We start from the raw sequence: 22,825 nt of genomic DNA on the forward strand, positions 1-22,825 counted from the left end.
TTAAACCCTCCATTATCAATTTATTAATTCGAGAAAAGGAGAGATCCACTTTTTTTTACGTTCATTTTCCACGAATACTATAGCCTATCGTAGTGAGAGGGAGATTGTGCATGTCTTATGGAAGATTAAATAAAGTGTAAACGACAAAAAACGCCTAAGCATAAGCCTAGACGTTTGACTGACAACCTGGTTAAGTTCCGCAGTCAAAGTAGTATATGCAGTTCATTACTCATGTATGACAACCAACTTAGAGGAAACAGGATAAGCAGATCAACAAGTTCATTCATTCTTTTTTAAATCATTTGAAATCCAGTTCACTGCATCTACCAAATCATCCGCTATATAATCCGCTTCAACGCCTTGCCAATGGTCACGATACTTTGATAGTGAACTTTCCCCCCATCCTGTTTTTACTAATACTTTTTTTGTTCCGGCCTTATTTGCGGCTAACATGTCTGAACCACCCGTATCACCCACAACATAACATTCTTCAAGTTTTAAATTATGTATCTCTTTTGCTTTTAATAATAATCCAATATTAGGTTTTTGGCATTCACACCCGTGGTTAGGCTTATGTGGACAGTAGTAAATATCATCTAAAAACGCTGAATGAATTGCTAGTTCTTGCTCCATCATTTTAAATCCCTTTAACAATTCATCTTCAGTAAAATATCCTCTTCCTACCCTAGTTTGGTTTGTAAAAAGAAATACTTTTACACCTATTTCATTAAGAGATTTTATAGCTTTAGGAGCGAAATCATACATTGAAAAATCATATGGATGTATTCCTCCTCCAGTACCTCCAATTGTCCCGTCACGGTCTAGAAATACAGCTCTCCTCACTAACATCTCCTCCTGTTGTAGATTAGCGAAAGATAACCTACTGGCTCAATCACTCAAAGATTTCTATCAAAAGTATTGATCGACTTAATCAAATATCGTTTCTTTAGTAGGATTCTCCAAGAATTCAAAAAGAGTGATTAGTTGTGACTCGGTATTTCTATCAATAGAAAGTGTTGGCAAATTAGTTGCAGAAAAAAACTGTATACTATTCGTCTCAATCCCAGCAGTTGGACTTCCACCAATAATCTCACATTGAATAAATAGTTTATAATAATGATATGGTTGTGGAGGATGCGGATGTTTATTTTTATCCATCAAAGCGAGTAACTTAGTAGAAATTACGTCATAACCAGATTCTTCTTTTACTTCTTTAACAATATTTTCAGAAGGCGACAAACCTACATCACAAAACCCACCCGGTAAAGACCATCTACCGTCAATATTTTCTCTTACCATTAATATCTGATTATCTTTAAAAACTACTCCACGAACATCTACTTTAGGAGTTTGATAACCGATTTCATTTGTAAACAAATCCTTAATTTTTTGCATTTCAAGTTCAGTGTGTTCTGCCATAATTTCCACACTAATACTGCGTAATTCCTCATAACGTTCCATATCGTAAACATCTTTTGAAAAGGTTAATCCCGATTGAGACAATGCTTGAATTCTTTTTGCCCACTCCAACCATTTATAACTCATGTTGAAACTCCAACTTTTAAAGCATCCATAAACTCATTTACACTTTTTACAATTGTATTAGGTTCAATCGTAAATTCCAGAGAATGAAAATCTGGTAGCCACTGAACTCCTATTGTATAAACATTCGCTTGTATTCCCGCATACATATCTGCATCACTGTCACCCACAAATATTGCCTCACTATTATCAATTCCCAAAAGAGATAATGATTTTATTAACCCCTCTGGATTAGGTTTTGGCATAGTCACATCATCACCTGTAATGATGACATCAAACATCCCTTCCATCTGTAAAGCTTTTAAAGATATATCCAAACTTCTTCTCGCCTTGCCAGTAAAAATGCCCATTTTAATTCCTGTATCTTTCAGATACTGTAGTAAATCATTAATATCACTATTACTTGTTACTAATCGATTATGGTGTTCTGAATAGATCTTGTAGTACAGTTCAATTGCTTCGTCTTTGTTTATATTCAAAAGATTTTCTCTAATAATACCGGTTTCAGATGGTCCAAACATTGATTTTATCTCTTCGGAATTAAGTTCTGTATTATCAAACTCCTTGAAAACATGCTGAAAAGCATCGAAACAAATTGGCAACGTATTCGCTAATGTTCCATCAAAATCAAAAATAATAGCTTTAATCATGAACACTTCCTTTGTGTGAAAATTCTCAACTCTAACTCTACCAAATAATTCCTAATAATCAATATACTTTCTGTGATATTATCATATCCATTTTTGTTCAATTATTTTATCTATCAATATACTGGGTGTATTAGTATACTTCTCAGTCTTCAAGATGGCAGGAATGAATTAAAAATAGCCACTCCTCTTAGTGAGAAGCGGCTATACTTTTACTACTTATTTATGACCAATATATCCGATGGTCTACATATTAAATTCTTGTGTATTGAATGGGGGTGCAGTTATTATGAGATTGTCCTTTATACTCTATACGTTAATGCTAGCCCTTTTAAGAAGTTCCTAGCGAATTGATCTCCGCACTCTTTATAATTCTTATGGCCTTCTTTTCGTAATAAAGCGTTTAATTCCCCTTTTGTTACAGTGAATTTCGCCGCTTTTAATATTTCAAGCATTTCCTCACTTGTTAATGACAGTGCGATTTTCAATTTCTTTAAGAGGATATTGTTCATTCTCTCATTCGAATATGCGGGTCTTTCAGGTTGACCTGGTTTTGGTTCTTGTTTGCCTCTTTTGAAAATAATCATGCCATTAAAGAATGACTCCAACATGACATCATCACATTTTATTTGCTCTTCATTCTCTGCGAAAGCATCTTCATCTTCACTCGTTTTAGTCAGCAGCTTCAGCAGTTCATCTTTAGTTACTTCAATGCCACCCAGTTTAAATATCTCGATCATATCTTTATTTTTTATATCCAGAGCATATCTGACTCTAATTAACAGATCATTATTATCCATCTATAAACCTCCATTAACATTCCCTATTTACACAACAGCTTCATCAATTTCATTTGATTCCAACCTAATAATAATAGCACATTTGATGTGCACCATTATATTAAGGACTATTCAGTATTTGTTTCGGTTTAATTCGGTATTTTTTATCAATTATGGGCCACTAATGATGATTGAAAAATTGAATTTGCATTTCAATAAGCCATTGCTTCCTCCAACCGGAAAGGTCTATCATAGGAAGGGTACGCCAAATATAGTATTTGGATGTACAAGTATGGAGGAGAAATCATTGAATTCAAAAGCTTTACTACTCGCTGGGGTAAGCGTCATCATATGGGGGTCCACATTTGCCGCCATCAGCTTCAGCCTTAAAGGTGGCTATTCTGCGGGGCACTTGGTATTAATTAGATTTCTGATCGCTTCGTTGATTTTCTGCGTGATTGCTTTGCTGCCTGGTTTTAGGTTCAAGCTGCCGCATAAAGAAGATATTTTGAAAATAGGATCGCTCGGTGTAATCGGCATTAGCGTCTATCATATTTGTGCCACATTCGGTCAGTTGACTGTTTCTGCCGGTACTGCCGGGATGCTGATTGGCTCTACGCCAATTTTCACGACCATCATTGCCGTACTCGTGCTGAAAGAGCGTCTCGGACAGATGGGTTGGATCGGGCTTGGGATTGGCTTTACGGGAATCCTGTTGATTTCACTTGGCACTGGAGACCCGTCAGCCGGCGTATCCCCGGGAGTCCTTCTATTTCTTATATCCGCCTTGGCAACATCGATATTTTTTGTCTACCAGAAACCTTTATTCAAAAAATACAATCCGATTGAACTGACCGCTTATTTTACATGGGCAGGCACGTTGCCGTTTCTCATTTTCGCTCCCGGACTTTTTGATAGCATCCAGAACGCATCGCTCGGAGCGAATCTCTCGGCTGTTTACGTTGGCATTTTCCCGGCTACGATTGCATATATTACGTGGGCGGTTGCACTGTCGATTGGCAATGCAAGCTCAGTTTCCACTCTGCTTTATGCCGAACCGGTCATTGCCATTTTAGTGGCTTGGATCTGGTTGCATGAACTGCCTACTCCTCTATCTATTGCAGGAGGAGTGATTGCAATCTCGGGTGTACTTCTCGTGAACATATTCGGAAAGAAAGCATTGCTGGCAAACCCATTCAAGCGAATGAAATCCATTTAAGCAGGAACTGATTAGGCATCCACAGCAGTCATTTAACTGCAGGGATGCCTGTTTTGTTTTATAAGACGAATCAACTATTTTCACAACTCCGCACTTCAATGCGTTGAATCGCTAAAATAATTGTTGATATTGTTCTGAAAATTCCTTATAGTTGTCTACTATAGCAACTAGATGGGAGAGACAACGAGACATGAAGGAATTTTTAGGCAAGCTATTGAACGGCATGAGCATCGGGATTGTTGTGGCATTGATCCCCAATGCCCTATTAGGGGAAATCCTAAAATTATTGATCCCATATTTCCCAGCACTGCAGCATGTATTTGACGTAACCGTTTATATCATGAGCCTGCTGCCTGTTTTGATAGGCGTCATGGTTGGCATCACTTTCAAACTCACCCCTATCCAAACGGCAAGTATCGGGATTGCTTCCATGGTCGGAAGCGGAGTCATCCAGAAAACAGCTGACGGTCTGATTACCATGAACGGAATTGGCATCGTCATTAATATCGGATTCACTGCAGCTCTTGCTGTATTATTTGTTCAATTGCTAGGTGATCGGTTAAAGGCTTATGCCATCCTGTTATTGCCAACATTAAGCATATTAGTACCCGGCATGATTGGTTATTCCGTGCTGCCATATGTCAAACACAGTACAGGAATACTCGGTATTGCCATTGATAACGTCACGACGCTGCAACCCATCCTGATGGGTGCCATCATCGCAATGATTTTCTGTACAATCATTCTGTTGCCCATCTCGACTGTCGGTGTCGCGACTGTCATCATGCTCTCAGGTGTCGGTGCAGGAGCAGCGAATCTCGGAATTGTAGCGGCCGGCGTTGGCCTGGCCATTTCGAGCTATAAAGCAAATTCACTGGGCACTGCATTGGCACATGTCCTTGGCTCTCCGAAGATACAGATGAAAAACTTCTTGATGAAGCCTAAAATTGCTGTTCCCATGCTGATTACAGCTGCAGTCCTTGGTGCACTGGCGGGGCTTCTGAATATCCAGGGTACACCTTTCAGTGCCGGGTTTGGTTTATCCGGATTGGTCGGGCCCCTAAATTATATGCAATTGGCCGATGGCGGTTGGTCCGCAAAAAATATCTCGATCATGCTTGGGACGTTCCTGCTCCTCCCGATCATACTGAATGTTGCACTAATCTACCTATTCTCACGTAAATTGAACATGATCAAAGCAAGCGACTATAAATTGGATTTTGATTAATGGAAATATAATGAAGGAAATCCGGTTGACCGGTTTGAACTGCACCCCATTTGTTAGACACATCTAACAATGGAGGTGCAGTTTTTTATGACCAAATGTTCTTGATACTAAATTAAGGGCTGCTCAAACATACCTTGAGGGTGGTAACTCTTTTATTGTCATGGCAGAAAATACAAGGTGAACGCTTCGATATTAAACAGATGGTATACCCATAATGCCTTGTGATCCCCTGCCCCTCATTAGGTACTAATAGAACAGTTCTAATCATATTCTTAAAAAGGAAAACAGGTAGAAGGAGTGTAAAGTTTGTTGGAAAAAGTTAAGGTTAGTTTATGGCCCATTGTAAATAAGATAAATTTACCCACTGTTTTGAAAACAACTATACTTCCAGGTGACTCAATTGAAAGATTATTTATTGCAACCCAGGTTGGAGAGATCTTTTACATAGGAAACGGAGTTATAAGTACTTTTTTAGATATTCGCTCGCGAATTATACAACTAGGTGTTTCTGGTGGTGGATATGATGAACGGGGATTGCTAGGTCTAGCGTTTCATCCCAATTTTTATTATAATGGTCTATTTTATCTTCATTACTCAGTAGCTGGAACACAAGGTCCAGGTGCTCTTCCTGAACCTTTTAAGCCTAACCCGTGTGATCCCAGAACTTTAAACCAAAAGTGGATAAATAGAGAAACTCATTATGATCATATTGATACAGTTGAAGAATGGATTTTACAATCGAATGGTCAGCCTCAAAAACGACGTACATTACTTAACTTAAGAAGACCATTTTTAAATCATAACGGTGTCAATAGCTTAAATTTTTCACCTGAAACAGGAAAACTTGTTTTAACAACCGGAGATGGTGGATCAGGCTATGATCCATTTAATTTAAGTCAGAACGATATGGAAATAGCCGGGAAAATAATTGAAATTGATGTAGTTAAGGATACATTTATCTATAATCCACCCGTAGTCACACGTTTTAATGAACTTCCCGCACCTATTCAGGAAACACTTACGGTAATTGCCAAAGGAGTTCGAAATATACCTGGCATCTCATTTCAAAGGTTTGATAATCAGTATATTAAATATGTGGGAAATGTCGGACAGGATTTGGTAGAGTCGATTTTTTCATTCGTTCATTATAAACCTATACCGGTTACTCAGCTTATTCAAAATTCTTTAATGACATCTGAACCTGAACAAGAAGGATTTATTAACTTTGGCTGGCGAGGGTGGGAAGGTACTTTTCCTACTTCGGTTATAAAGGGCTGCTCTGCAAATTCGACTTTGGATGAGAAAACAATTGCTTATTATAATGAAGCAGTAAAAACTTCAGTGCGGCGCCTTCAGCCTCTAACTAGTTATTTTCATAAAGATCCCCGACCTGATAAGTTTGGAGGAACTGCACTTACTGGAGTGCAAGCCTATATGGGGAATGGAATCCCCGGTTTAACAGGAAGCGTTGTGTTTACCGATCTTGCCCGCGATGAGGAATCTCAACCTCCGGGTAGAGGGGTTTTAGCTTACACCAAGGTAAGAACAGATGGTAAACCAAATGATTTCAGTGTTATTCAAACCGATTATAATTTTGGGTCTCAATCAGCTTATTATGTTAATTTAGGAACGAACCTAGATCAAACCAGACTATATTTAGGGGTTTATGGTTCTATGAATGTGACTGATTTTAACCAAGGTACTATTTTTGAAATTGTTCCATGATTCATAACTACAAAATTCGGCTTTCTACCAGATAAATCTCTTTCTTGAGTTTAATTGAATCGAAATATCAAATAAAGAAGAGAGCAATCAGGCTCTCTTTTTTGTTTATTTTTCCGGATAATTAAAGCCGAACACCTTGATTTCATCCGAAATATATGTACTTCTCTAATAATAGGACGGATATTAGGTGCTTGTCCTTGTAAGATAACTCGCAGTCATCGAAGAAGTTTATTCCGCGACAGCAGGGCTGTCGAGAATTCTCCTGATGAGTCTCAATGGTTTAGATAAGCAATGTGGTATGGTTGGACGGGATTATATTGGCGGTCTCCATACACAAATCCACACATTTAACCAGTTAGAAAACCACAGCCATTGTTTTTTCTTGCCCAGCATCATCCTATGCAACCGTCTAAACTGGTTGTTTCATTTGCCTCAAATTTGGCGATTAAGGGCCTCGATTTCAATTATGACTCTTCATTTGATCCTGTTCGTGAAGTATTTATTGCGGAATTTGTCAATAAGGCTCCTGATATGACCGGCGGCAAACCAGAATCAATAGTCGGCAATCGGTGGAGGCGACTTTGGAAGATCCATTGATGTTACCTTTGGCAAACAAAATGAAATGTTTATTACTGACTTCGGAATCTTTTAGCCACCAAGTATAAAAATCTATATCATTCCAAATACTGGGGTGATTTGGAGAGTCACTAAGATATAACGGTCTTAAATCTTTTAAAAAAGAATAAAGCAATCTCAACCCATAACCAGTTATACAGGAAAGAAAATATTAAAATACTTCCTACTGTAATGAATGAAAAGGAATCGGATACGGCTGGACCAAGTAAAGGAAAGTGGAAAATATATAATAGACTCATAATACCTATCATTAAGAGAATGGCACCAATTGAAATAATGCTCAATCTCTTCTTGAAAAAGGAAAAAGCTGCACCTATACCTATCCCCAACAACCCTGTTGTAAAAGGAAAAATGACTAGTTCACTTGGAAACAGAATGAATAGCAATAGGATAGTAAGAACATAAGACATCACTCCCATTTGAAGGGAAAACATAGCACCAATTAAAATGGGTAAAGTGGCAAATGGACTGATAAAATATCCGATTCCTGGCAAAAAGCCACCAGCTGCCTGAAGTACAGCAGCCATACAGGCGAGAAAAGATCCTATAACAAGCCTCTTCGCTTTTGTATGTTTGCGAAATTCTAATTGGGCAAATCGAACATCATCTGAAATTGATTTTAAAAACCACATCAGTCCACCTCCATTCAAAACGTTTTTAGGTACAATACAACGCTACGTCCTCCAACAAACAAAAAAAATTTCTTTAGTACATAAAAAAACCAAAATAAATTAGTTGTTCTTCCGATGATGTATTACTAAAGGAAAATGCTTTATAGTATATGTCGTAAATAAAACAACTGTAATGATATTCGGTAAGCTTGGGAGGGGAATTTTATATTTGAATTTAATAATGTAAAGGGCTTAGAGGACTTGTTTCATTTTCGTGAGAAAGAATATGAAGATGAAATTTGGAGGGGGAGAAGGATAGGAAATGCTACTGTTTCAGGTGATACAGTCTTTTCCAAGAGGTAAACCTCATACGTTTCGATTAAAAACTGAAACGGCAAAAGCATCATGCGGGTGGGGAAAAGAATATCTCCCTGCCGCATGTATTTGGTTCTTATGTTGCTACTTCATGCACTTTTTTAGATCCTATTCATAGAATAACTTGCATAGGGCGCTTTAAAACCACCATGAAGAGTATTCGATTTAAATGAAAGAAATAAATTTTTAATAAAGTTAGTTGGACTTCAAAATAAAAGGGACAGATTCTCGAATTCTGTCCCTTCTATCTACTTTGAATACGTATTTCTCAATCCACTTAAAACCAACCTTATCAAAATAAACACAGCTTTCATTAATGACTTCTGCATTCTTTGACCTAATGGCATTTATCCTATTGAAAAATTAATTTCTTCAATTACTTCCTGGCATGTTAGGATCTGTTGAATACCGCCAGCCGCTTCAGTTACACTGATCGTCCCATTAATCAGATCCCCAACCCAACTAACATCCCTCTCTTAAATCATTCTCCGTAATATTTATATGCCTCCTCATGCTTGCCTTGGTTAATTAACCCCATGCCTTCTTCCCTGCTTCTGTCGGTATGGTTCTCAAGTTTCCATTTGCTGATTTAAATTCAATGAATTCCTCGCTTTTCACATTCAGAATCGCTTTTTTTGTTTCTATACTGGCCGGATTTACAATCCTAATAACAGTCAAACAGGCTATCAATTATTGACGCCAAAAACCAAGAAACCCTAGCTCAGTAAACTGAATAACAAATGTATAGATTCTCTTGGATTGTACACGAAGGAAATCAATAAGTAATGAAAGGTTTTCAGGAGATGGAAAGGGTTCCATTCTTCTGATAACCAGCTCATGGATAAAACTAAAATCTACATGGCGTTAATTTTTTTTGCAATAAGTGATGTTCAGGTGATGAGTTATTTATTATCATAACGTACTTAGCCGTAGTTCATAAAAATACTGTACAACTGGATGCTTTAACTTCATCTTCTCAGTCATGTTTATAATTCGTTTTTTTCCAACCCGTCTGTCAACCAAAGCTAGAATATTTAATAGGATATCATTGCTCTCTAGGCTTTCCTCTATAGGAGTGGATAAAAATTTATTAGCTACAACGATAAAATTCGATTTACTTAATGATGACTGCGCTGATAAAATCTCCTTTGCATACTCTGATAATTTTCTTCCCCTTGCAATTACTTGTAGACGATTCTCCGGAACTGTCCCCTTAGTTTCTTTTCTTAATGCTTCGATTTCCTCGTTGTTGATAGGAATTTGGATATCTGAATCATTCTTAATTTCCTGCTCCGTCTGATACCATCTGATTAAGGTAGTTATATCACTCATGTTGAGCACATTCTTTTTATCTACCGCAATATAACAAAGTCCTGCTCTATCAGGTAAATAACGGTAGCTGGTTGCACGGTATTCAACCCTTCCATATAATGCAGGACAGAGAAAACTCTCCAGATTTTGCTTCAATTTACTCCAGGACATGAAATTCTCCTTAATATTTATTGAGGCAGTCTTTCTATTATCCATAATACAATAACCAACACTTCGATCATACTAAATACAAGGTTTAAGTGTGACTTGAAATTCTGATGTGTTGATAATTGTGAGCGAATAAAATAACCAGACTGATGAACCAATAACTTCAAGTAATAAGGACGTTCTTCTTAAGACAGTAAGATGATTTAAATAGATATCGAGCATATCCATCAATAATAATCATCCCTACCACAAATAAGAGTTGACCCATCAGGGTCACCTCTTATTTTCATATTACTCGTTTCACCTATACTACAGTACTATTCAACATAAACAAAGAAGTTATCAGGTCTTGTGTGGTAAGCATCACCGCGATTTGATACATTAACCTGATATATATTTTTCATTAAACCTCATGCTAAACTTAACATCAAAGCTTCAAATACTTCTGCATAAACTTTCCTTTTAGTTTTGCCAATCTGTTCGATTTGGTGATCGTCATATCTACTAAATCAATAGGAAATGTTGTAAGCAGCTCATAGCCATCCTTGGTTACACGGATGGTATCGGAGTGCCGATAACCCCCTACCCCCTCAATATAGATGCCTGGCTCAATCGTAATCACCATATTTTCCTCTAATATTTCGTTGCTGCCTTCTGCAATATATGGTCCTTCATGATTTCGCAAGCCGACTCCATGCCCGGTACGATGTAATAAACGATTAAGTAGTCCATGCTGATCAAAATAAGCTCGTGCCTCTGCATCGATGTCTGCGGCCCTTACACCTGCTCGCACCATACTCAACGCTCGATTTCGTGCGTTTTGCATATGTTGGAACATTTCCACATCGTCCTTGGTCGGTTGTCCAAGAAAAAACGTCCGTTCACACTCTGCTGAATATCCGTTAATTCGATAATAGGCCATTGCAACGTTCGGTCCATCCCCAAATCGATCACCTAACTCAGGAATACTATGCGGCATTGCACTTGCCGGTGCATTCCAAACTGCTGTGAGCAATGAAGTTGTGATTGGATCAAATTGCTTTGTTTTTATAAGGTTGGTTTGTACTTTTTTTGACAAGGTAAATGGTTCTAACACACTGGCACCGCGATAAATCGTATTAAAAATATCCTCCATTGCTTCATCGCACACTTTAGCACTCATGCGAATTTTTTCAATTTCATAGACGCTTTTCACTTTACGTTGCGCTTCGACTAACTGCGCTAAAACTAGTTCCTTTGCTTGCATGAGATGATATACGTCTGCACGCACGTTACTCTCGATTCCTATTCGTGAATAACCTTGGATCAACTGGTTTAGTTTATCATACCAATTGCTGCCCTCTGAAGATGGAAACTCCCAATAAGAAACAATATTATAATCGATAATTCTTTTATGCACGTGGGATTCTTCAAGCTTTGGTACAAGTAATGTTGGTGTGTGATTGGGGACAACAATGATGAAAAAGGGGCGTTCCTCTGGTTTGTATGTAATGTTTGTGTAATACCAGATGTCTTCTTCTGCAGTAATAATATAAGCGTCGTATTCGCTCGTAATTAACCTTTCTTGCAATTGCTTCATCCGGTTGGTTAGTTCTTGCTTGAGCATTCCCATCACCTCAACTTGAAATCCCAATCTCATCACCCTAACTTTCATATTTCTACTTATACTTAACTTATACTTATTATTCTATAACTTGCTCTGTTTTCCTTCTTTACAGAACGATATGGGGATACCCCCAAGGACCATTTAAGTTCAATTAATTTAGTCGTCAAATTTGATTTTCCAAACATCCACTGAGAAACAACTCGACCTCCTTCAACCACGGCGTGGTTTCAAAGGAGGTCCAATGGTCTCTATATATTAATTACCGTACACTATTCAAACAACGGTACCTTCCATGGTTCTTGGAGTTTATAATAGCGCGTCACTGATAGTAGATGTAACGTAAGTTCTTCAGGCATCTCATCCATTTCAAGTACCGTAAGATCGATTGTGGTCTTCTTGCGTCCATTCTCATCTTTTTCATTGAGTACGGATCCGCTGGAGTTAGTATCGTATATGTTCCCTTTCTCATCCTCCAAAACCCACGCACCAAATTCGGTAGAGAGTGGTTCTTTTCCACCCTCTATTTCGATTTTGAACAGAGACTCCCTTTTAATCGGAACGATTGATTTGCGCAATGAAAATTCACTCTGTTTTTTAGCTTTTTTAATTGTCATGAAGTTTCCTTCATATTCAAAAGAAACAGGCTTTTTCTTTAAATCTTCTGGCTTAAATTGAATAGAGAAGTCAGAAATTTCCCTTTTAAGAACCCCGTTTAAAACAAAAGTGAGTTTGCTATCATTCTTTTTCGGGACAAACATATCATTCCATGCGGTATGACCAATCTTCTCTAAATCTTCCCCGGAACCTTGTAGGAATCCTCCATTATCGTCCAATTCATCCGTAATCAACATATCATTTCGATAGACCACGTTCCTGTTGTCATCTTCCATGTGGTATTGGAGGATTGCACCATAATTGGAGTAGGAGTAGGAATTTATAAGCTCCTCTCCATATTTATTCTCAAGATTTTGTATTTCTTCTTCTACAGTTGCTTGCTCATCGTTTGTCAATGCCGTCTCATACACAATCTCATTTGAGGAAGGAGCTGACCGGAATTCTTTCATCGTAACGGTAACTCCATGCAGACTAGTGTTAGCATCATCTAAGGGAATGGTAGTGGTTAATTTACGATTCTCGCTAATCTTAACTGGAACCTCCAGCACCCAATTTCCTTCTTTCCCCAATAAATCAACTACATCTAACTTGATAAAGAAATCCTCGTTCGTTACATGTTCATCCATCGAAAACTCGATTAGTCCATAGTCACTTTTATCTTGCCAACCTATACTAGTGGCCAAATCCAGCCTTTCTCCCTTTTGATTAGTCGCATAAACCTGATTATTGGAGTCCGCAAAATCAAGTTGCGTATCTTGTGGTTTTCCCTTGTCGTTTAATACTTGATAAGATAACGCAACTCGAGACGAATCCGTTATGACATCTTCTACTTTCAACGTAATTCCTTGATCCTTCGCTTCAATATTTACTCTTTCCGATAAACCGGCATCCGTCGCCATTCTCAAACCCTCGTCCACCTGGCTTGTCGAAAACAAACCGCCAATCCACTGAGCAAATCCTTCATTCAGTGTGGTTGATACACCTACCACCAACACCAAACTTGCTGCGAACAGCATGATTTGTCTCCATGGAGTTCGCTTATTTCTTACTTTTTGTTCAAATGGTTCAAGCTGTTCAAGGACCTGACTTGCAAAATTGTCAGGCAACGTGGGCGTTGATAAGGTTTCTTTTAGGAATTGTTGTTCCAACTTTAGTGAGTTAACCACATGTTTACAATTACCACAGTTATTTATATGAGTGTGAAGTTCCCTATGTTCTTGTTCGGTAAGTACGTCATCAACGTATTTCTCAAGTTTATCTATCGCAGGACAATTCATTGAAATTACCTCCTTCGTGTCTTACCCTATCTCTCAATTTTTTCTTGGCTCGATGGAGCTTATTACGAACCGTAGATAGAGGAACTTCCACCAAATCACTTATTTCGTCATAACTTAATTCATTTACATAGCGTAAGAGAATAATCAGCCTTTCATCATTTGGCAGCGTTGCAATTAACCGCTCCAGCTGTCGCTGCTTTTCTTTTTTTAAGAATATTACTTCAGGATGGTTTGTATTTATAATGTTATTTTCTCCGATTTCTGATTGTTGCATTTGATATTTTTTCTTTCGAAACTCATCCATGCAATGATTCATAGCTACGCGGTACAGCCAGCTGGAAAAAGAGCCTTTTTCGTCATATTTATCTAACTGCCGGTAAACTTTGATAAATGCTTCCTGTACCAAGTCCTGTGCGTCTTGTGGATTTTTAGTCATCCTGACAATCGTGCCATACAACTGATTTTTGTATTTATTGATAATGTGTGCGTAGGCTTGCTTATTGCCAGATCGCACTTCTTGTATCCACTGCAATTCTTCCATACTGACCTCCTGACTGACTCAAACGATCATGCGCATTCTCGTTTTATCTTTCATCTATAATAACGAGTTCTCCAGATAAAACATCTCATTTTATTCAAAAAAATAATAAAGAATCATTGTCATATTAATCGCAACAGCATAAAAATAAAAAAACTACAGATAAACCGTGGATGATCAAGTCGACTAAAACATCATCTATACGGCAGGTTTATCTATGGCACTACTTAATTCAACCACAGCACCACGCACCTTTAACATTTGACTACTTTTGAACGCGGGGGAAACCGCAGTCCGTCGCGAATGCGATTGGTATTCAAAGTGAACTTTATACTTGCGCTTTCCCCACTAAATAGGGGTATGAAAAAAGCGTGGAAACCTTTTAGTATCAAGGTTCCTCACGCTTTATTTTTGAGCTATGTTATATATTAGTGTTGTTCCTTGCAGTTTATATAGTGAGCGGAAGGTGGCAACTCCTGCGGGAACAGCAAGCAGGATGAAACCCCGGTGACGCGACAGCGTTGAAGTGGCTCACCCCTTGCCCGTGAAAAGCGTCCACCTGAAGCGAACTATAAAATGTCAAATACAACTACCTTCTTTTAACAGAGCCTATTTTTTTGTTGTGTTACATCATGCCGCCCGTAAGGTGAAAGTGTGTAATATCTTTCATAATGCGGGACAAAAGTGCGGTAGATCAAGGTTTGGTAAAATGAGGATTGTACCATCTTTAATGGAATTTTATCGTTTTTCATTTAATTGCGTTAGTAAAATGTTAGCAAATTTTAACCTTACTCCACATGGAGTTGGTAGTTATGGCAGACAGGTATAGATATAGTAGTGTTTACCTAATGTCAATAATTTCACGGTAGGAACTACTTAGTTAATTTATTTACCTTTTTCCTTTGTCATAAACTTCACCTAATGCTCTCGGAGCGCGATTTGATTTAGAGAAAAAGATTAATAACAATAATGTTAATACATATGGTAAAACCATGAATAAATCGGTGAAACTACTTGGTAATGCCATTGACTGAGCAATAAACGTTCCCCCAGATTTTGCAAAACCAAATAAAAGACAAGCGGCTAAAGTAGGGAGAATCCTCCAATTACCAAAGATTAATGCAGCAATGGCTAAGAATCCATATCCCATATAAATATTTGAAGAAAAGTTAGCTGAAATGGAATAGGCAAAACACATGCCAGCTAAACCTGATAATAAACCTGATATTAGAACCGCAGAAAACCTAACTTTCAATACATTTACACCCGCAGCATCAACCGAATGAGGGTTTTCCCCACTCGCTCTTAGGCGCATACCGAATTTTGTTTTATATAAAAGATACCAAGCAAAAATGGCAATCACAATGATAATCACTTGGAACGGATACACATTCGTAAATACCGCACCAATCACTGGTATATTGGCTAAACCTTCAATCGTAAACCGCTCCGATACACCTAATTGAAACTTGTCCGAAGCCGCTCCAAATACAAGTGCATTTATTTGTGTTGTTAAGAAAGCCGTTAGTGCTAACGCCAAAATATTAATTACAACACCACTGATAACTTGATTTGCCTTAAACTTAATACACAGTACAGCATGAATAATGGAAAAACTCATCCCACCAATCATCGAAAATAGTAACGACACATAAAATAGATTTTGAACATCTGTGCCAAAAGCATTCGCTATTAATACAGCTGACAGCGCTCCAACGAATGCCCCAAAACCTTGAAATCCTTCAAGTGCTAAATTGGTGATACCACTCTTTTCACTATATATTCCACCTATTGCCATAATAAAAAGAGGCAGAGCAAAGGATAATCCATCAATAATTACTGTATCCATTATGATTCACTGTCCTTTCGATCCACTTCTTTATCCTTCAAGCGGCTGACTTTATGTTTAAAGTACTCACCACATGCACTAAACAATAGGATTAACCCGATGATCACAGAAGCAATTTCTTGTCTGATTCCAGCCTGCGAACTCATATACGTACTTCCCTGATCAATAATTGATACTAAAAATGATGAAAAAATAATCCCGATCGGATGAGAGTTACCTAATAGTGCCACCGCAATGGAATCAAAACCGATACTAGATAATACTTTTGGTTGTATGGAAGAAAAATAACCTAAATAATACGTAACGCCTGCAAGACCAGCTAATCCTCCTGAAATAATCATGGCTAAAACTGTATTTCTTCCGACATTTATTCCTGTATATTTTGCTGCATTCCGATTGGAACCAACTGCTTTAATTTCAAAACCAACCACTGTTTTGTCCATGAGAAACTTGATGAAAATTGCGATAATGATGGCTAATATAAAGCCCAATGGAATATTCATCTTCAAGTTTGCGATTTCGACATTTACTAACGTCAATCTTGCTGCTTCTGAAATATATTTGGATTGTCTTGAAATCGGATCAATATAATACATCTGAATAAAGAAGCTTATGACATATTGGGCAATATAATTTAACATAATCGTAGATACCACTTCATGAATGTTAAATCTATATTTTAACCATCCCACTAATCCACCCATTAAACCTCCAGCAACAATTCCGACCAACAACACAAGCGGCTTTGCAATAATGGCATCTAACCCACTGTAACCAACGATTATCGTCGCTAAAAAACCGGAGACTAGCATTTGACCAGAAACTCCAATATTAAATAGACCCGCTCTGAGAGCGACAGCAACCGCCAAGCTGGCAAATACAAGTGGCGTCATGGCGTTTAGCAAACTTAAAAAATCAGTCAGGATGCTCTTATAGCCCGCATAAGAAGACTTAGGAAAGATGCCTGCCCCTTGGAACAAGTTGTAAAACGCTTGTAACGGATTTTTGCCCAGTAAAAGTATGACAATAGCCGCTGCAATAAAACTGATTAGTATAGAGGCTACTGGAATTGTAATCTGTTGCCATTTTTCATTACGTATTGGCCAAAAAAGACGATAACTTAAGCTTTTTTTCATTTTATTCTTACTCATGCTTTGCCCCCATCATATATTCGCCGACTTCATTCGTCGTTAATGATTCACTGCTTGCAATTTTTTGAAGTTGGCCATTATATATAACTCCTATTGTATCCGCTACATTCATAATTTCGTCTAACTCCAAAGAAATCAGTAAGATCGCTTTCCCTTGATCCCGCTGCTGAATCATCATGTTATGAATATTTTCTATCGCACCAATGTCTACTCCACGTGTTGGTTGAACGAAAATCATGAGTGGCGATTGTAAATCGATTTCCCGAGCTATAATTGCTTTTTGCTGATTACCGCCACTCATCGAGCGAACTTGCGTCTTAATACTTTGTCCACTTCGAATATCAAATTGATCAATCAACTTGTGACCAAATTGCTCAAATTCCTGTTTATTCAAGATTCCTCTACTAGAAAAGGGCTTTTTATAGTACTGCTTTAATGCCAAATTCGTTGATAAATCAAAATCCAAAAATAGACCAAAGCTTTGTCGATCTTCAGGTATATAGGAGATTCCAGTTTCAGTTCTTTTCCTTATACTGTTGTTCGTAATGTCTTTACCTTCAAGGAATATTTTTCCTCCGCTAACCTTTGTTAATCCGGCAATGGCATCCGCTATTTCAACTTGACCATTATCTGCAACACCAGCAATCGCAAATATTTCGCCACTGTGTATCGTAAAGGAAACGTCTTTGACTATTTCAAATCCATCCTCATTTTTCACGGTTAAATGTTCTACCTTCAATATTTCCTCTTTAAATTGCGCAGGTACTTTTTCTGATTTAAAACTTACCTCTCTACCAACCATTAATTGAGCCATATGATTCACCGATGTTGTCTTTACATCCAACACATCCACTAATTTACCTTTGTTCAATACCGCACATCGATCGGCCACTTTCTTAATTTCTTCTAACTTATGTGTAATCAATATGATTGTTTTTCCACTGTTTCGCAGACCTTCGATAATACCGAGCAGGAAATCGATTTCTTGTGGCGTTAAGACTGCCGTTGGTTCATCAAAAATAAGGATTTCGGCTTCACGATAAAGCACCTTTAAAATTTCCACCCGTTGCTGCATGGAAACAGTAAGATCCGCTATTTTTTTCGTAGGATCTACTTCTAAGCCAAAGTTCTTAGACAGTTCTTCAATTTTACGATTGGCATTTCGAATATCTACGTATGGAAAGAGACCGACAAATTTGCTGATCGGCTCAACTCCTAAAATAATATTCTCTGTAATCGTATAATCAGGGACTAACTTAAAATGCTGATGGACCATTCCGATGTTAAGGTTTGCTGCATGGTTAGGCGAACTAATTTGAACTTTCTCCCCCCGAATATAGATGTCTCCTTCATCCGGTTCGTACAATCCACTCAGCATACTCATCAATGTTGATTTGCCTGCACCATTTTCTCCAAGTAAAGCAAAAATTTCTCCTTTTTTAATGCCAATGGATACGTCATCATTCGCTACTATTCCAGGGAAACGTTTGGTTATATGTTTCATTTCTACGATATAATCAGACATCTTTCGCTCTCCTTCATCACAATAATAGGAAAAATAATAGAAGTTCATCATTCCCTAATAGTCACTCTAATATTAGGGATATGATAAACTTCTAATTTTATTGTGTTTTAATTTACCTTATAATCCTGGAAACTTTTCTGGGGAATGTTCATTAAAATTAGATGCAGGTACGATTGTGCCATCTTTCACTAACTCGTACGCTTCGTTCATTTTACTTAGCGTATCCTCTAATAGTTGATGACGACCTTCTTCTTTTATAAAACCAGTTGATTCTGTATCCGCATAAAGAACTACGTTACCGCCTTTAAAGCTGCCATCCACAACAGAATTTAGTGCCTTCTCAATATTCATACTCATGAATTTCACACCAGATGTAAGTACGATATTTTCAGAACCATTTACTCCGTCATCATATTGGTCAACATCCACACCAATTACTTTTACGTCGTCCTTAGCTTCCTTGACTGCTGTGAACACACCATTGCCAGTGCCTCCTGCAGCAACGAAGAGGATATCTACACCCTGTTTGATTAACGCATTTCCGATTACTTTACCAGTTGCTTCATCTGCAAAGGATCCTGCATAGTTACCACCAACATCAGCACCCGTTACATCAGTCCCTGCATAACCAGATACTTCGACAAGTTCAACATTTTTTCCATAAACCTTGTTAGCATAATTTACACCGGATTCAAAGCCAAATTGATAGTTTACATTTGAAGGATAAGCAATCCCATTTACAACCGCTACTTTGTTTGTCTTTGTTTCAATCGCTGCAGCTATTCCTGCAAAGAAGCCACTTTCTTGTTCGGCGAAATTCATCGCATAGATATTATCAAAATCAGTTTGGTCATCTACTGGCGCGGGCTCAGAGTCATTTAAAATAAAGATTTTATCAGGATTTTCTACAGCGATGCTAGAAACTCCTGCAAATTGGAACCCAGGTGTTACAATTACATCATAATCTGCCACAATATCAGCAACTGCTTGTACAGCCGCAGCAGGTTCACCAGTTTCTTCTTTAACAGCCTTTACTGTTGCTGTTGGATTTTTATCAATAAAGTTCAAAATACCGTTATAGTTATCTTCATTGAAGTTGCCATCATCGACGCCTGAAGGGCTTGTTACAATGGCAATTTTTAATCCTTCTTCACCTGCTCCAGACTTAGCTTCATTTTCATTAGTTGAGTCGTTTCCGCATGCTGCCATAACAGCAGTCATTAAAGCAATAAATAATACCATTACTATTTTCTTTGTACTTTTTTTCATTAAAATTTCCCCCTATGTTCATCATGTTGTATTGTTTGTAAAAAAAAAAAAGCACCGAGTTTGCACCGGTGCTTGACTTCAAGAGGGTAAATAATGGAAAAAAGAATAGATTTATCCCATATTTATGTACACAATCTCGTAGTCAAGCTATTTACGGTAGCTTGGTAGAAACTTTCGGGCCATATCCCCAATATTATACGAAAATAACATTTAATTTTTACTAACTCATATTAACATCAGAAATTTTGTCTGTCAATAAAACACGAACATTTTTTATAAAAAAAACAAAAGCATTCGTTAATGGACTGATTTTTTATGAAAAAATAATATTATGAATAAATTTTGGGAAAATTGGCTCATTTCTAATTATAGAAATGAGCCCGATTCATGAATATTAAAAATGCGAATGTGATGTAAAATAACTTTACTGAAAAGGAGTGATTAGTTTTTTCTCTACGTTCTTTTTTCACCGAATACTATAACCTATCGCAGGAAAAAGTAGATAATGCATGTCTGTACTAATTTATATCCACTTTCCGAGGGTGTACTACTGTTAAACGATTAGTATTCATTGACCTCACCCTATGAAGGAGACTTTAACTAGCTGATAAAATGCAAAATAGAGGCTTCCCATAAGTTCAAAGAACACATGGAAACCTCTAATAATAGAACCTAACTCCCAAAGATGCTACTCAATTGTTATCCAAGGTCATTTTCAGTGTAATTCAGGAGTTAGAAGCCCGTTATTACTGGATTTTTTCTAGGGAATGGTTAACATCATACTAAAAAATAGTTCTATTAAAATGGGACTTTGAATTTTCCCATAAACCAATTGTCATCAAATTTCCTACGTTTCATATAATGATTTCTTTGTTCCATGATGCCACTCGCAAATAGTTCATCTTCTATCTTTAAAGGATCCGAGTATATAATTAACCTCTTGCACTTATTAATCCGCTCCTGATTGAAATGACTATAGGCCAACCGTAAAAAATTCCAGTTCAAATCTTCCCATGTAATTTGAAATGGGGGATTATTAGGTCGAAAGAAATGGAGTATCTTGACATTGGGTTGCACCATACATCTATATCCAAATAACCACAGCTTTAAGGAAAATTCTTCATCTTCCCTCCCCCAAATTTTAAAATTTTTTTCAAAACCACCGACATCACAAAATATTTCCCTCGAAACCGCTAAACACCCTCCGGCAAGGAGTGGTGTATAAAATGGTTCATGTTTCTCACTATTCCATTTAGGATCTAATTTATGGTCCCACGTATATCCATAACCTATATTGTTAAGATCGACTGAATCAGCAATTCCAGGGTTAGCAGCATCTGCTTTCCCATTTATAAGAGGCTCCAATAAGTTCTCCAACCAATAATCCTCAAAAGATAGATGAGCATCACAAAATACTAGGTATTTTCCGGATCCGATTTCCGCGCCATTATTTCTGGCTTGGGCCGATCCCACTCCAGGTGTTGTAGTCAATTTTATGAATTCATTATTAATAATGAATTCACAACAATTATCATTTGAACCATCATCAACCACTATGATTTCAAACGAAACAGTCGTATTAACAGCAATTAAAGATTCAATAGTGTTTTTTAAAAGTGTACCTTCATTTTTCACAGGAATAATTACAGATACATACGGATCTTTCGTTACTTTCAAGCTATTTTCCTTTCATTGAAGGAGTGATTTTTATTCATTCCAGTTTGTTTTCTTTGACAACAGAGACATATATAAACAATAGTCATTGACAAGTTCTATATTAAGCTGGTTTTTTACATGATGATCGTAATTTCCTTGGGCAAATTGAAACTTTGAAAACATGCTATCTGTATGCCAACAATGTATATGTGGGTGTAAATGTATATGAGAAGATGAAGTACTATCATAATCTAATTGTTCGGGAGCTATTTTCACATTTGGTACCAAATGATTAAGTGCAATTTCACTGCTATACATGGACGTTACACCACGGTACCAATCAGGCCATGATCCTTCGGTATGCTTAAATTCTTCGACAAGAATATATTCTGCAATAGATACCGCTAATTTAGAAACTTCGCGTACCTGTTCCGGATTCCCGTAGTGTGTGGACCCTAAATTATGTAGTCCACAGTGATTAAGTCCTAACCGGTTAGAAACTTTTTTAACGGAATTCCGGACACTGTCAGAAAATACATAGCTACCTTTCCCAACAGTGTATTCCTCCGGATAAAAATGATTCCAAGCTGGTGTCAAAAATGTATCAACATCGCTACGTAGGATAAAATCATATTTATATAAGTCATTCCCATCATCACTTATTAAACAACTTAGAGAATTAATAAATGGATAACTTGCAAATTCAGCTGGTACCGTTAAGGGATCATAATTATATTTTATGCAATCGCTTGGAATCTTTTTTAGTGCTTCTTCAGTTCCAAAAACGATCAATTCAGTATCATTAGAATTAATATATTTATAGGATGTGTAGAGACATCCAAATTGAAGCAACAAGTCCGCTTTATCCTCTACGTAGATAACAATACCTCTACGCATAGTAACCTCCTTATTTTTTTATTCCCCGTTGCCTTGAGGCTAATCATCTTTTACTTTGTTATCTACTTAAGCATATTTGTATCTATGTTTTCGGTTTTGGCTTTGGCTTTGGTGGTTTTGGCGGCTTTGGTGGTTTTGGTTTTGGTTTTGGTTTTGGTTTGGTTTGGCTTTGGTTTGGTTTGGTTTTGGTTTTGGCTTTGG

General features: G+C 37.4%; 20 protein-coding genes and 1 riboswitch. Of the genes, 4 read left to right on the plus strand and 16 right to left on the minus strand.

Going from position 1 to position 22,825, the window contains the following annotated elements; all coding sequences use genetic code 11:
- Positions 1–279 precede the first annotated feature (279 nt).
- The 4 genes from GY23_RS17275 to GY23_RS17290 all read right to left on the minus strand — a co-directional run bounded on the left by GY23_RS17275 (position 280) and on the right by GY23_RS17290 (position 2,989).
- Positions 280–843: an HAD-IIIA family hydrolase gene (locus GY23_RS17275; protein WP_425435005.1), complete on the minus strand. Its 564-nt coding sequence runs from the start codon at positions 841–843 to the stop codon at positions 280–282.
- A gap of 84 nt (positions 844–927) precedes the next feature.
- Positions 928–1,545 carry an NUDIX hydrolase gene (locus GY23_RS17280; protein ID WP_075620433.1) on the minus strand — a complete coding sequence of 206 codons (618 nt, stop codon included), beginning with the start codon at positions 1,543–1,545 and terminating at the stop codon, positions 928–930.
- Positions 1,542–2,192: an HAD family hydrolase gene (locus GY23_RS17285; RefSeq protein ID WP_075620434.1), complete on the minus strand. Its 651-nt coding sequence runs from the start codon at positions 2,190–2,192 to the stop codon at positions 1,542–1,544. Before GY23_RS17285 ends, GY23_RS17280 begins: the two co-directional genes overlap by 4 nt.
- A gap of 299 nt (positions 2,193–2,491) precedes the next feature.
- On the minus strand, positions 2,492–2,989 hold the full coding sequence (locus GY23_RS17290; RefSeq protein WP_075620435.1) for a YehS family protein: 498 nt from the start codon (positions 2,987–2,989) through the stop codon (positions 2,492–2,494).
- A gap of 271 nt (positions 2,990–3,260) precedes the next feature.
- On the opposite strand from GY23_RS17290, the gene GY23_RS17295 reads away from it, so the two are divergent.
- The 4 genes from GY23_RS17295 to GY23_RS18385 all read left to right on the plus strand — a co-directional run bounded on the left by GY23_RS17295 (position 3,261) and on the right by GY23_RS18385 (position 7,737).
- Positions 3,261–4,187: a DMT family transporter gene (locus GY23_RS17295; RefSeq protein WP_245827694.1), complete on the plus strand. Its 927-nt coding sequence runs from the start codon at positions 3,261–3,263 to the stop codon at positions 4,185–4,187.
- Between the two features lie 190 nt (positions 4,188–4,377).
- Positions 4,378–5,415, plus strand: a complete 1,038-nt coding sequence (locus tag GY23_RS17300) for a PTS sugar transporter subunit IIC (RefSeq protein WP_075620437.1) — start codon at positions 4,378–4,380, stop codon at positions 5,413–5,415.
- Positions 5,416–5,724: 309 nt separating this feature from the next.
- Positions 5,725–7,140 (plus strand): PQQ-dependent sugar dehydrogenase, encoded by a 1,416-nt coding sequence (locus GY23_RS17305; protein WP_075620450.1) that lies wholly within the window; start codon positions 5,725–5,727, stop codon positions 7,138–7,140.
- A 399-nt stretch (positions 7,141–7,539) separates the two neighbouring features.
- On the plus strand, positions 7,540–7,737 hold the full coding sequence (locus tag GY23_RS18385; protein ID WP_161487626.1) for a hypothetical protein: 198 nt from the start codon (positions 7,540–7,542) through the stop codon (positions 7,735–7,737).
- A gap of 110 nt (positions 7,738–7,847) precedes the next feature.
- Here GY23_RS18385 and GY23_RS17310 read toward each other — a convergent pair whose 3' ends face one another.
- The 12 genes from GY23_RS17310 to GY23_RS17365 form a co-directional block, all read right to left on the minus strand.
- Positions 7,848–8,408, minus strand: a complete 561-nt coding sequence (locus tag GY23_RS17310; RefSeq protein ID WP_075620438.1) for a YybS family protein — start codon at positions 8,406–8,408, stop codon at positions 7,848–7,850.
- Between the two features lie 882 nt (positions 8,409–9,290).
- Positions 9,291–9,440 carry a hypothetical protein gene (locus tag GY23_RS18890; RefSeq protein ID WP_245827695.1) on the minus strand — a complete coding sequence of 50 codons (150 nt, stop codon included), beginning with the start codon at positions 9,438–9,440 and terminating at the stop codon, positions 9,291–9,293.
- A gap of 234 nt (positions 9,441–9,674) precedes the next feature.
- Positions 9,675–10,244, minus strand: a complete 570-nt coding sequence (locus GY23_RS17320) for an SF0329 family protein (RefSeq protein ID WP_075620439.1) — start codon at positions 10,242–10,244, stop codon at positions 9,675–9,677.
- Positions 10,245–10,668: 424 nt separating this feature from the next.
- Positions 10,669–11,874, minus strand: a complete 1,206-nt coding sequence (locus tag GY23_RS17325) for a M24 family metallopeptidase (RefSeq protein WP_211270702.1) — start codon at positions 11,872–11,874, stop codon at positions 10,669–10,671.
- Positions 11,875–12,116: 242 nt separating this feature from the next.
- Positions 12,117–13,739 carry a DUF4179 domain-containing protein gene (locus GY23_RS17330; protein ID WP_075620440.1) on the minus strand — a complete coding sequence of 541 codons (1,623 nt, stop codon included), beginning with the start codon at positions 13,737–13,739 and terminating at the stop codon, positions 12,117–12,119.
- Complete coding sequence (locus GY23_RS17335; protein WP_075620441.1) at positions 13,717–14,280, minus strand: RNA polymerase sigma factor; 564 nt, start codon at positions 14,278–14,280, stop codon at positions 13,717–13,719. Before GY23_RS17335 ends, GY23_RS17330 begins: the two co-directional genes overlap by 23 nt.
- 886 nt (positions 14,281–15,166) lie before the next feature.
- A complete protein-coding gene (locus tag GY23_RS17340; protein WP_075620442.1) occupies positions 15,167–16,126 on the minus strand; it encodes an ABC transporter permease in 960 nt (319 codons plus the stop codon).
- The gene (locus GY23_RS17345; RefSeq protein WP_075620443.1) at positions 16,126–17,277 is read right to left on the minus strand and encodes an ABC transporter permease; all 1,152 of its coding nucleotides are present in this window, start codon (positions 17,275–17,277) and stop codon (positions 16,126–16,128) included. The genes GY23_RS17340 and GY23_RS17345 overlap by 1 nt, the downstream gene beginning before the upstream one ends.
- On the minus strand, positions 17,270–18,802 hold the full coding sequence (locus GY23_RS17350) for an ABC transporter ATP-binding protein (protein ID WP_075620444.1): 1,533 nt from the start codon (positions 18,800–18,802) through the stop codon (positions 17,270–17,272). Before GY23_RS17350 ends, GY23_RS17345 begins: the two co-directional genes overlap by 8 nt.
- Before the next feature lie 117 nt (positions 18,803–18,919).
- Entirely contained in the window at positions 18,920–20,071 is a 1,152-nt protein-coding gene (locus tag GY23_RS17355) for a BMP family lipoprotein (RefSeq protein ID WP_075620445.1), read from the minus strand.
- 119 nt (positions 20,072–20,190) lie between these two features.
- A riboswitch (purine riboswitch) is annotated at positions 20,191–20,292 on the minus strand.
- Positions 20,293–20,869: 577 nt separating this feature from the next.
- On the minus strand, positions 20,870–21,748 hold the full coding sequence (locus GY23_RS17360) for a glycosyltransferase (protein WP_075620446.1): 879 nt from the start codon (positions 21,746–21,748) through the stop codon (positions 20,870–20,872).
- Between the two features lie 30 nt (positions 21,749–21,778).
- Positions 21,779–22,624, minus strand: a complete 846-nt coding sequence (locus GY23_RS17365) for a DUF7164 domain-containing protein (RefSeq protein ID WP_075620447.1) — start codon at positions 22,622–22,624, stop codon at positions 21,779–21,781.
- Positions 22,625–22,825 lie beyond the last annotated feature (201 nt).

This window comes from Paenisporosarcina indica (assembly GCF_001939075.1).
Lineage (GTDB): Bacteria > Bacillota > Bacilli > Bacillales_A > Planococcaceae > Paenisporosarcina > Paenisporosarcina indica.

What these genes read in the sequence shown, in the direction of transcription:
- GY23_RS17310 (WP_075620438.1), bottom strand. Translation starts at nt 8,408, where the DNA reads ATGTGGTTTTTAAAATCAATTTCAGATGATGTTCGATTTGCCCAATTA.
- GY23_RS17365 (WP_075620447.1), bottom strand. Translation starts at nt 22,624, where the DNA reads ATGCGTAGAGGTATTGTTATCTACGTAGAGGATAAAGCGGACTTGTTG.
- GY23_RS17280 (WP_075620433.1), bottom strand. Translation starts at nt 1,545, where the DNA reads ATGAGTTATAAATGGTTGGAGTGGGCAAAAAGAATTCAAGCATTGTCT.
- GY23_RS17335 (WP_075620441.1), bottom strand. Translation starts at nt 14,280, where the DNA reads ATGGAAGAATTGCAGTGGATACAAGAAGTGCGATCTGGCAATAAGCAA.
- GY23_RS17320 (WP_075620439.1), bottom strand. Translation starts at nt 10,244, where the DNA reads ATGTCCTGGAGTAAATTGAAGCAAAATCTGGAGAGTTTTCTCTGTCCT.
- GY23_RS17290 (WP_075620435.1), bottom strand. Translation starts at nt 2,989, where the DNA reads ATGGATAATAATGATCTGTTAATTAGAGTCAGATATGCTCTGGATATA.
- GY23_RS17340 (WP_075620442.1), bottom strand. Translation starts at nt 16,126, where the DNA reads ATGGATACAGTAATTATTGATGGATTATCCTTTGCTCTGCCTCTTTTT.
- GY23_RS17300 (WP_075620437.1), top strand. Translation starts at nt 4,378, where the DNA reads ATGAAGGAATTTTTAGGCAAGCTATTGAACGGCATGAGCATCGGGATT.
- GY23_RS17355 (WP_075620445.1), bottom strand. Translation starts at nt 20,071, where the DNA reads ATGAAAAAAAGTACAAAGAAAATAGTAATGGTATTATTTATTGCTTTA.
- GY23_RS17295 (WP_245827694.1), top strand. Translation starts at nt 3,261, where the DNA reads ATGGAGGAGAAATCATTGAATTCAAAAGCTTTACTACTCGCTGGGGTA.
- GY23_RS17330 (WP_075620440.1), bottom strand. Translation starts at nt 13,739, where the DNA reads ATGAATTGTCCTGCGATAGATAAACTTGAGAAATACGTTGATGACGTA.
- GY23_RS17345 (WP_075620443.1), bottom strand. Translation starts at nt 17,277, where the DNA reads ATGAGTAAGAATAAAATGAAAAAAAGCTTAAGTTATCGTCTTTTTTGG.
- GY23_RS18385 (WP_161487626.1), top strand. Translation starts at nt 7,540, where the DNA reads ATGCAACCGTCTAAACTGGTTGTTTCATTTGCCTCAAATTTGGCGATT.
- GY23_RS17285 (WP_075620434.1), bottom strand. Translation starts at nt 2,192, where the DNA reads ATGATTAAAGCTATTATTTTTGATTTTGATGGAACATTAGCGAATACG.
- GY23_RS17350 (WP_075620444.1), bottom strand. Translation starts at nt 18,802, where the DNA reads ATGTCTGATTATATCGTAGAAATGAAACATATAACCAAACGTTTCCCT.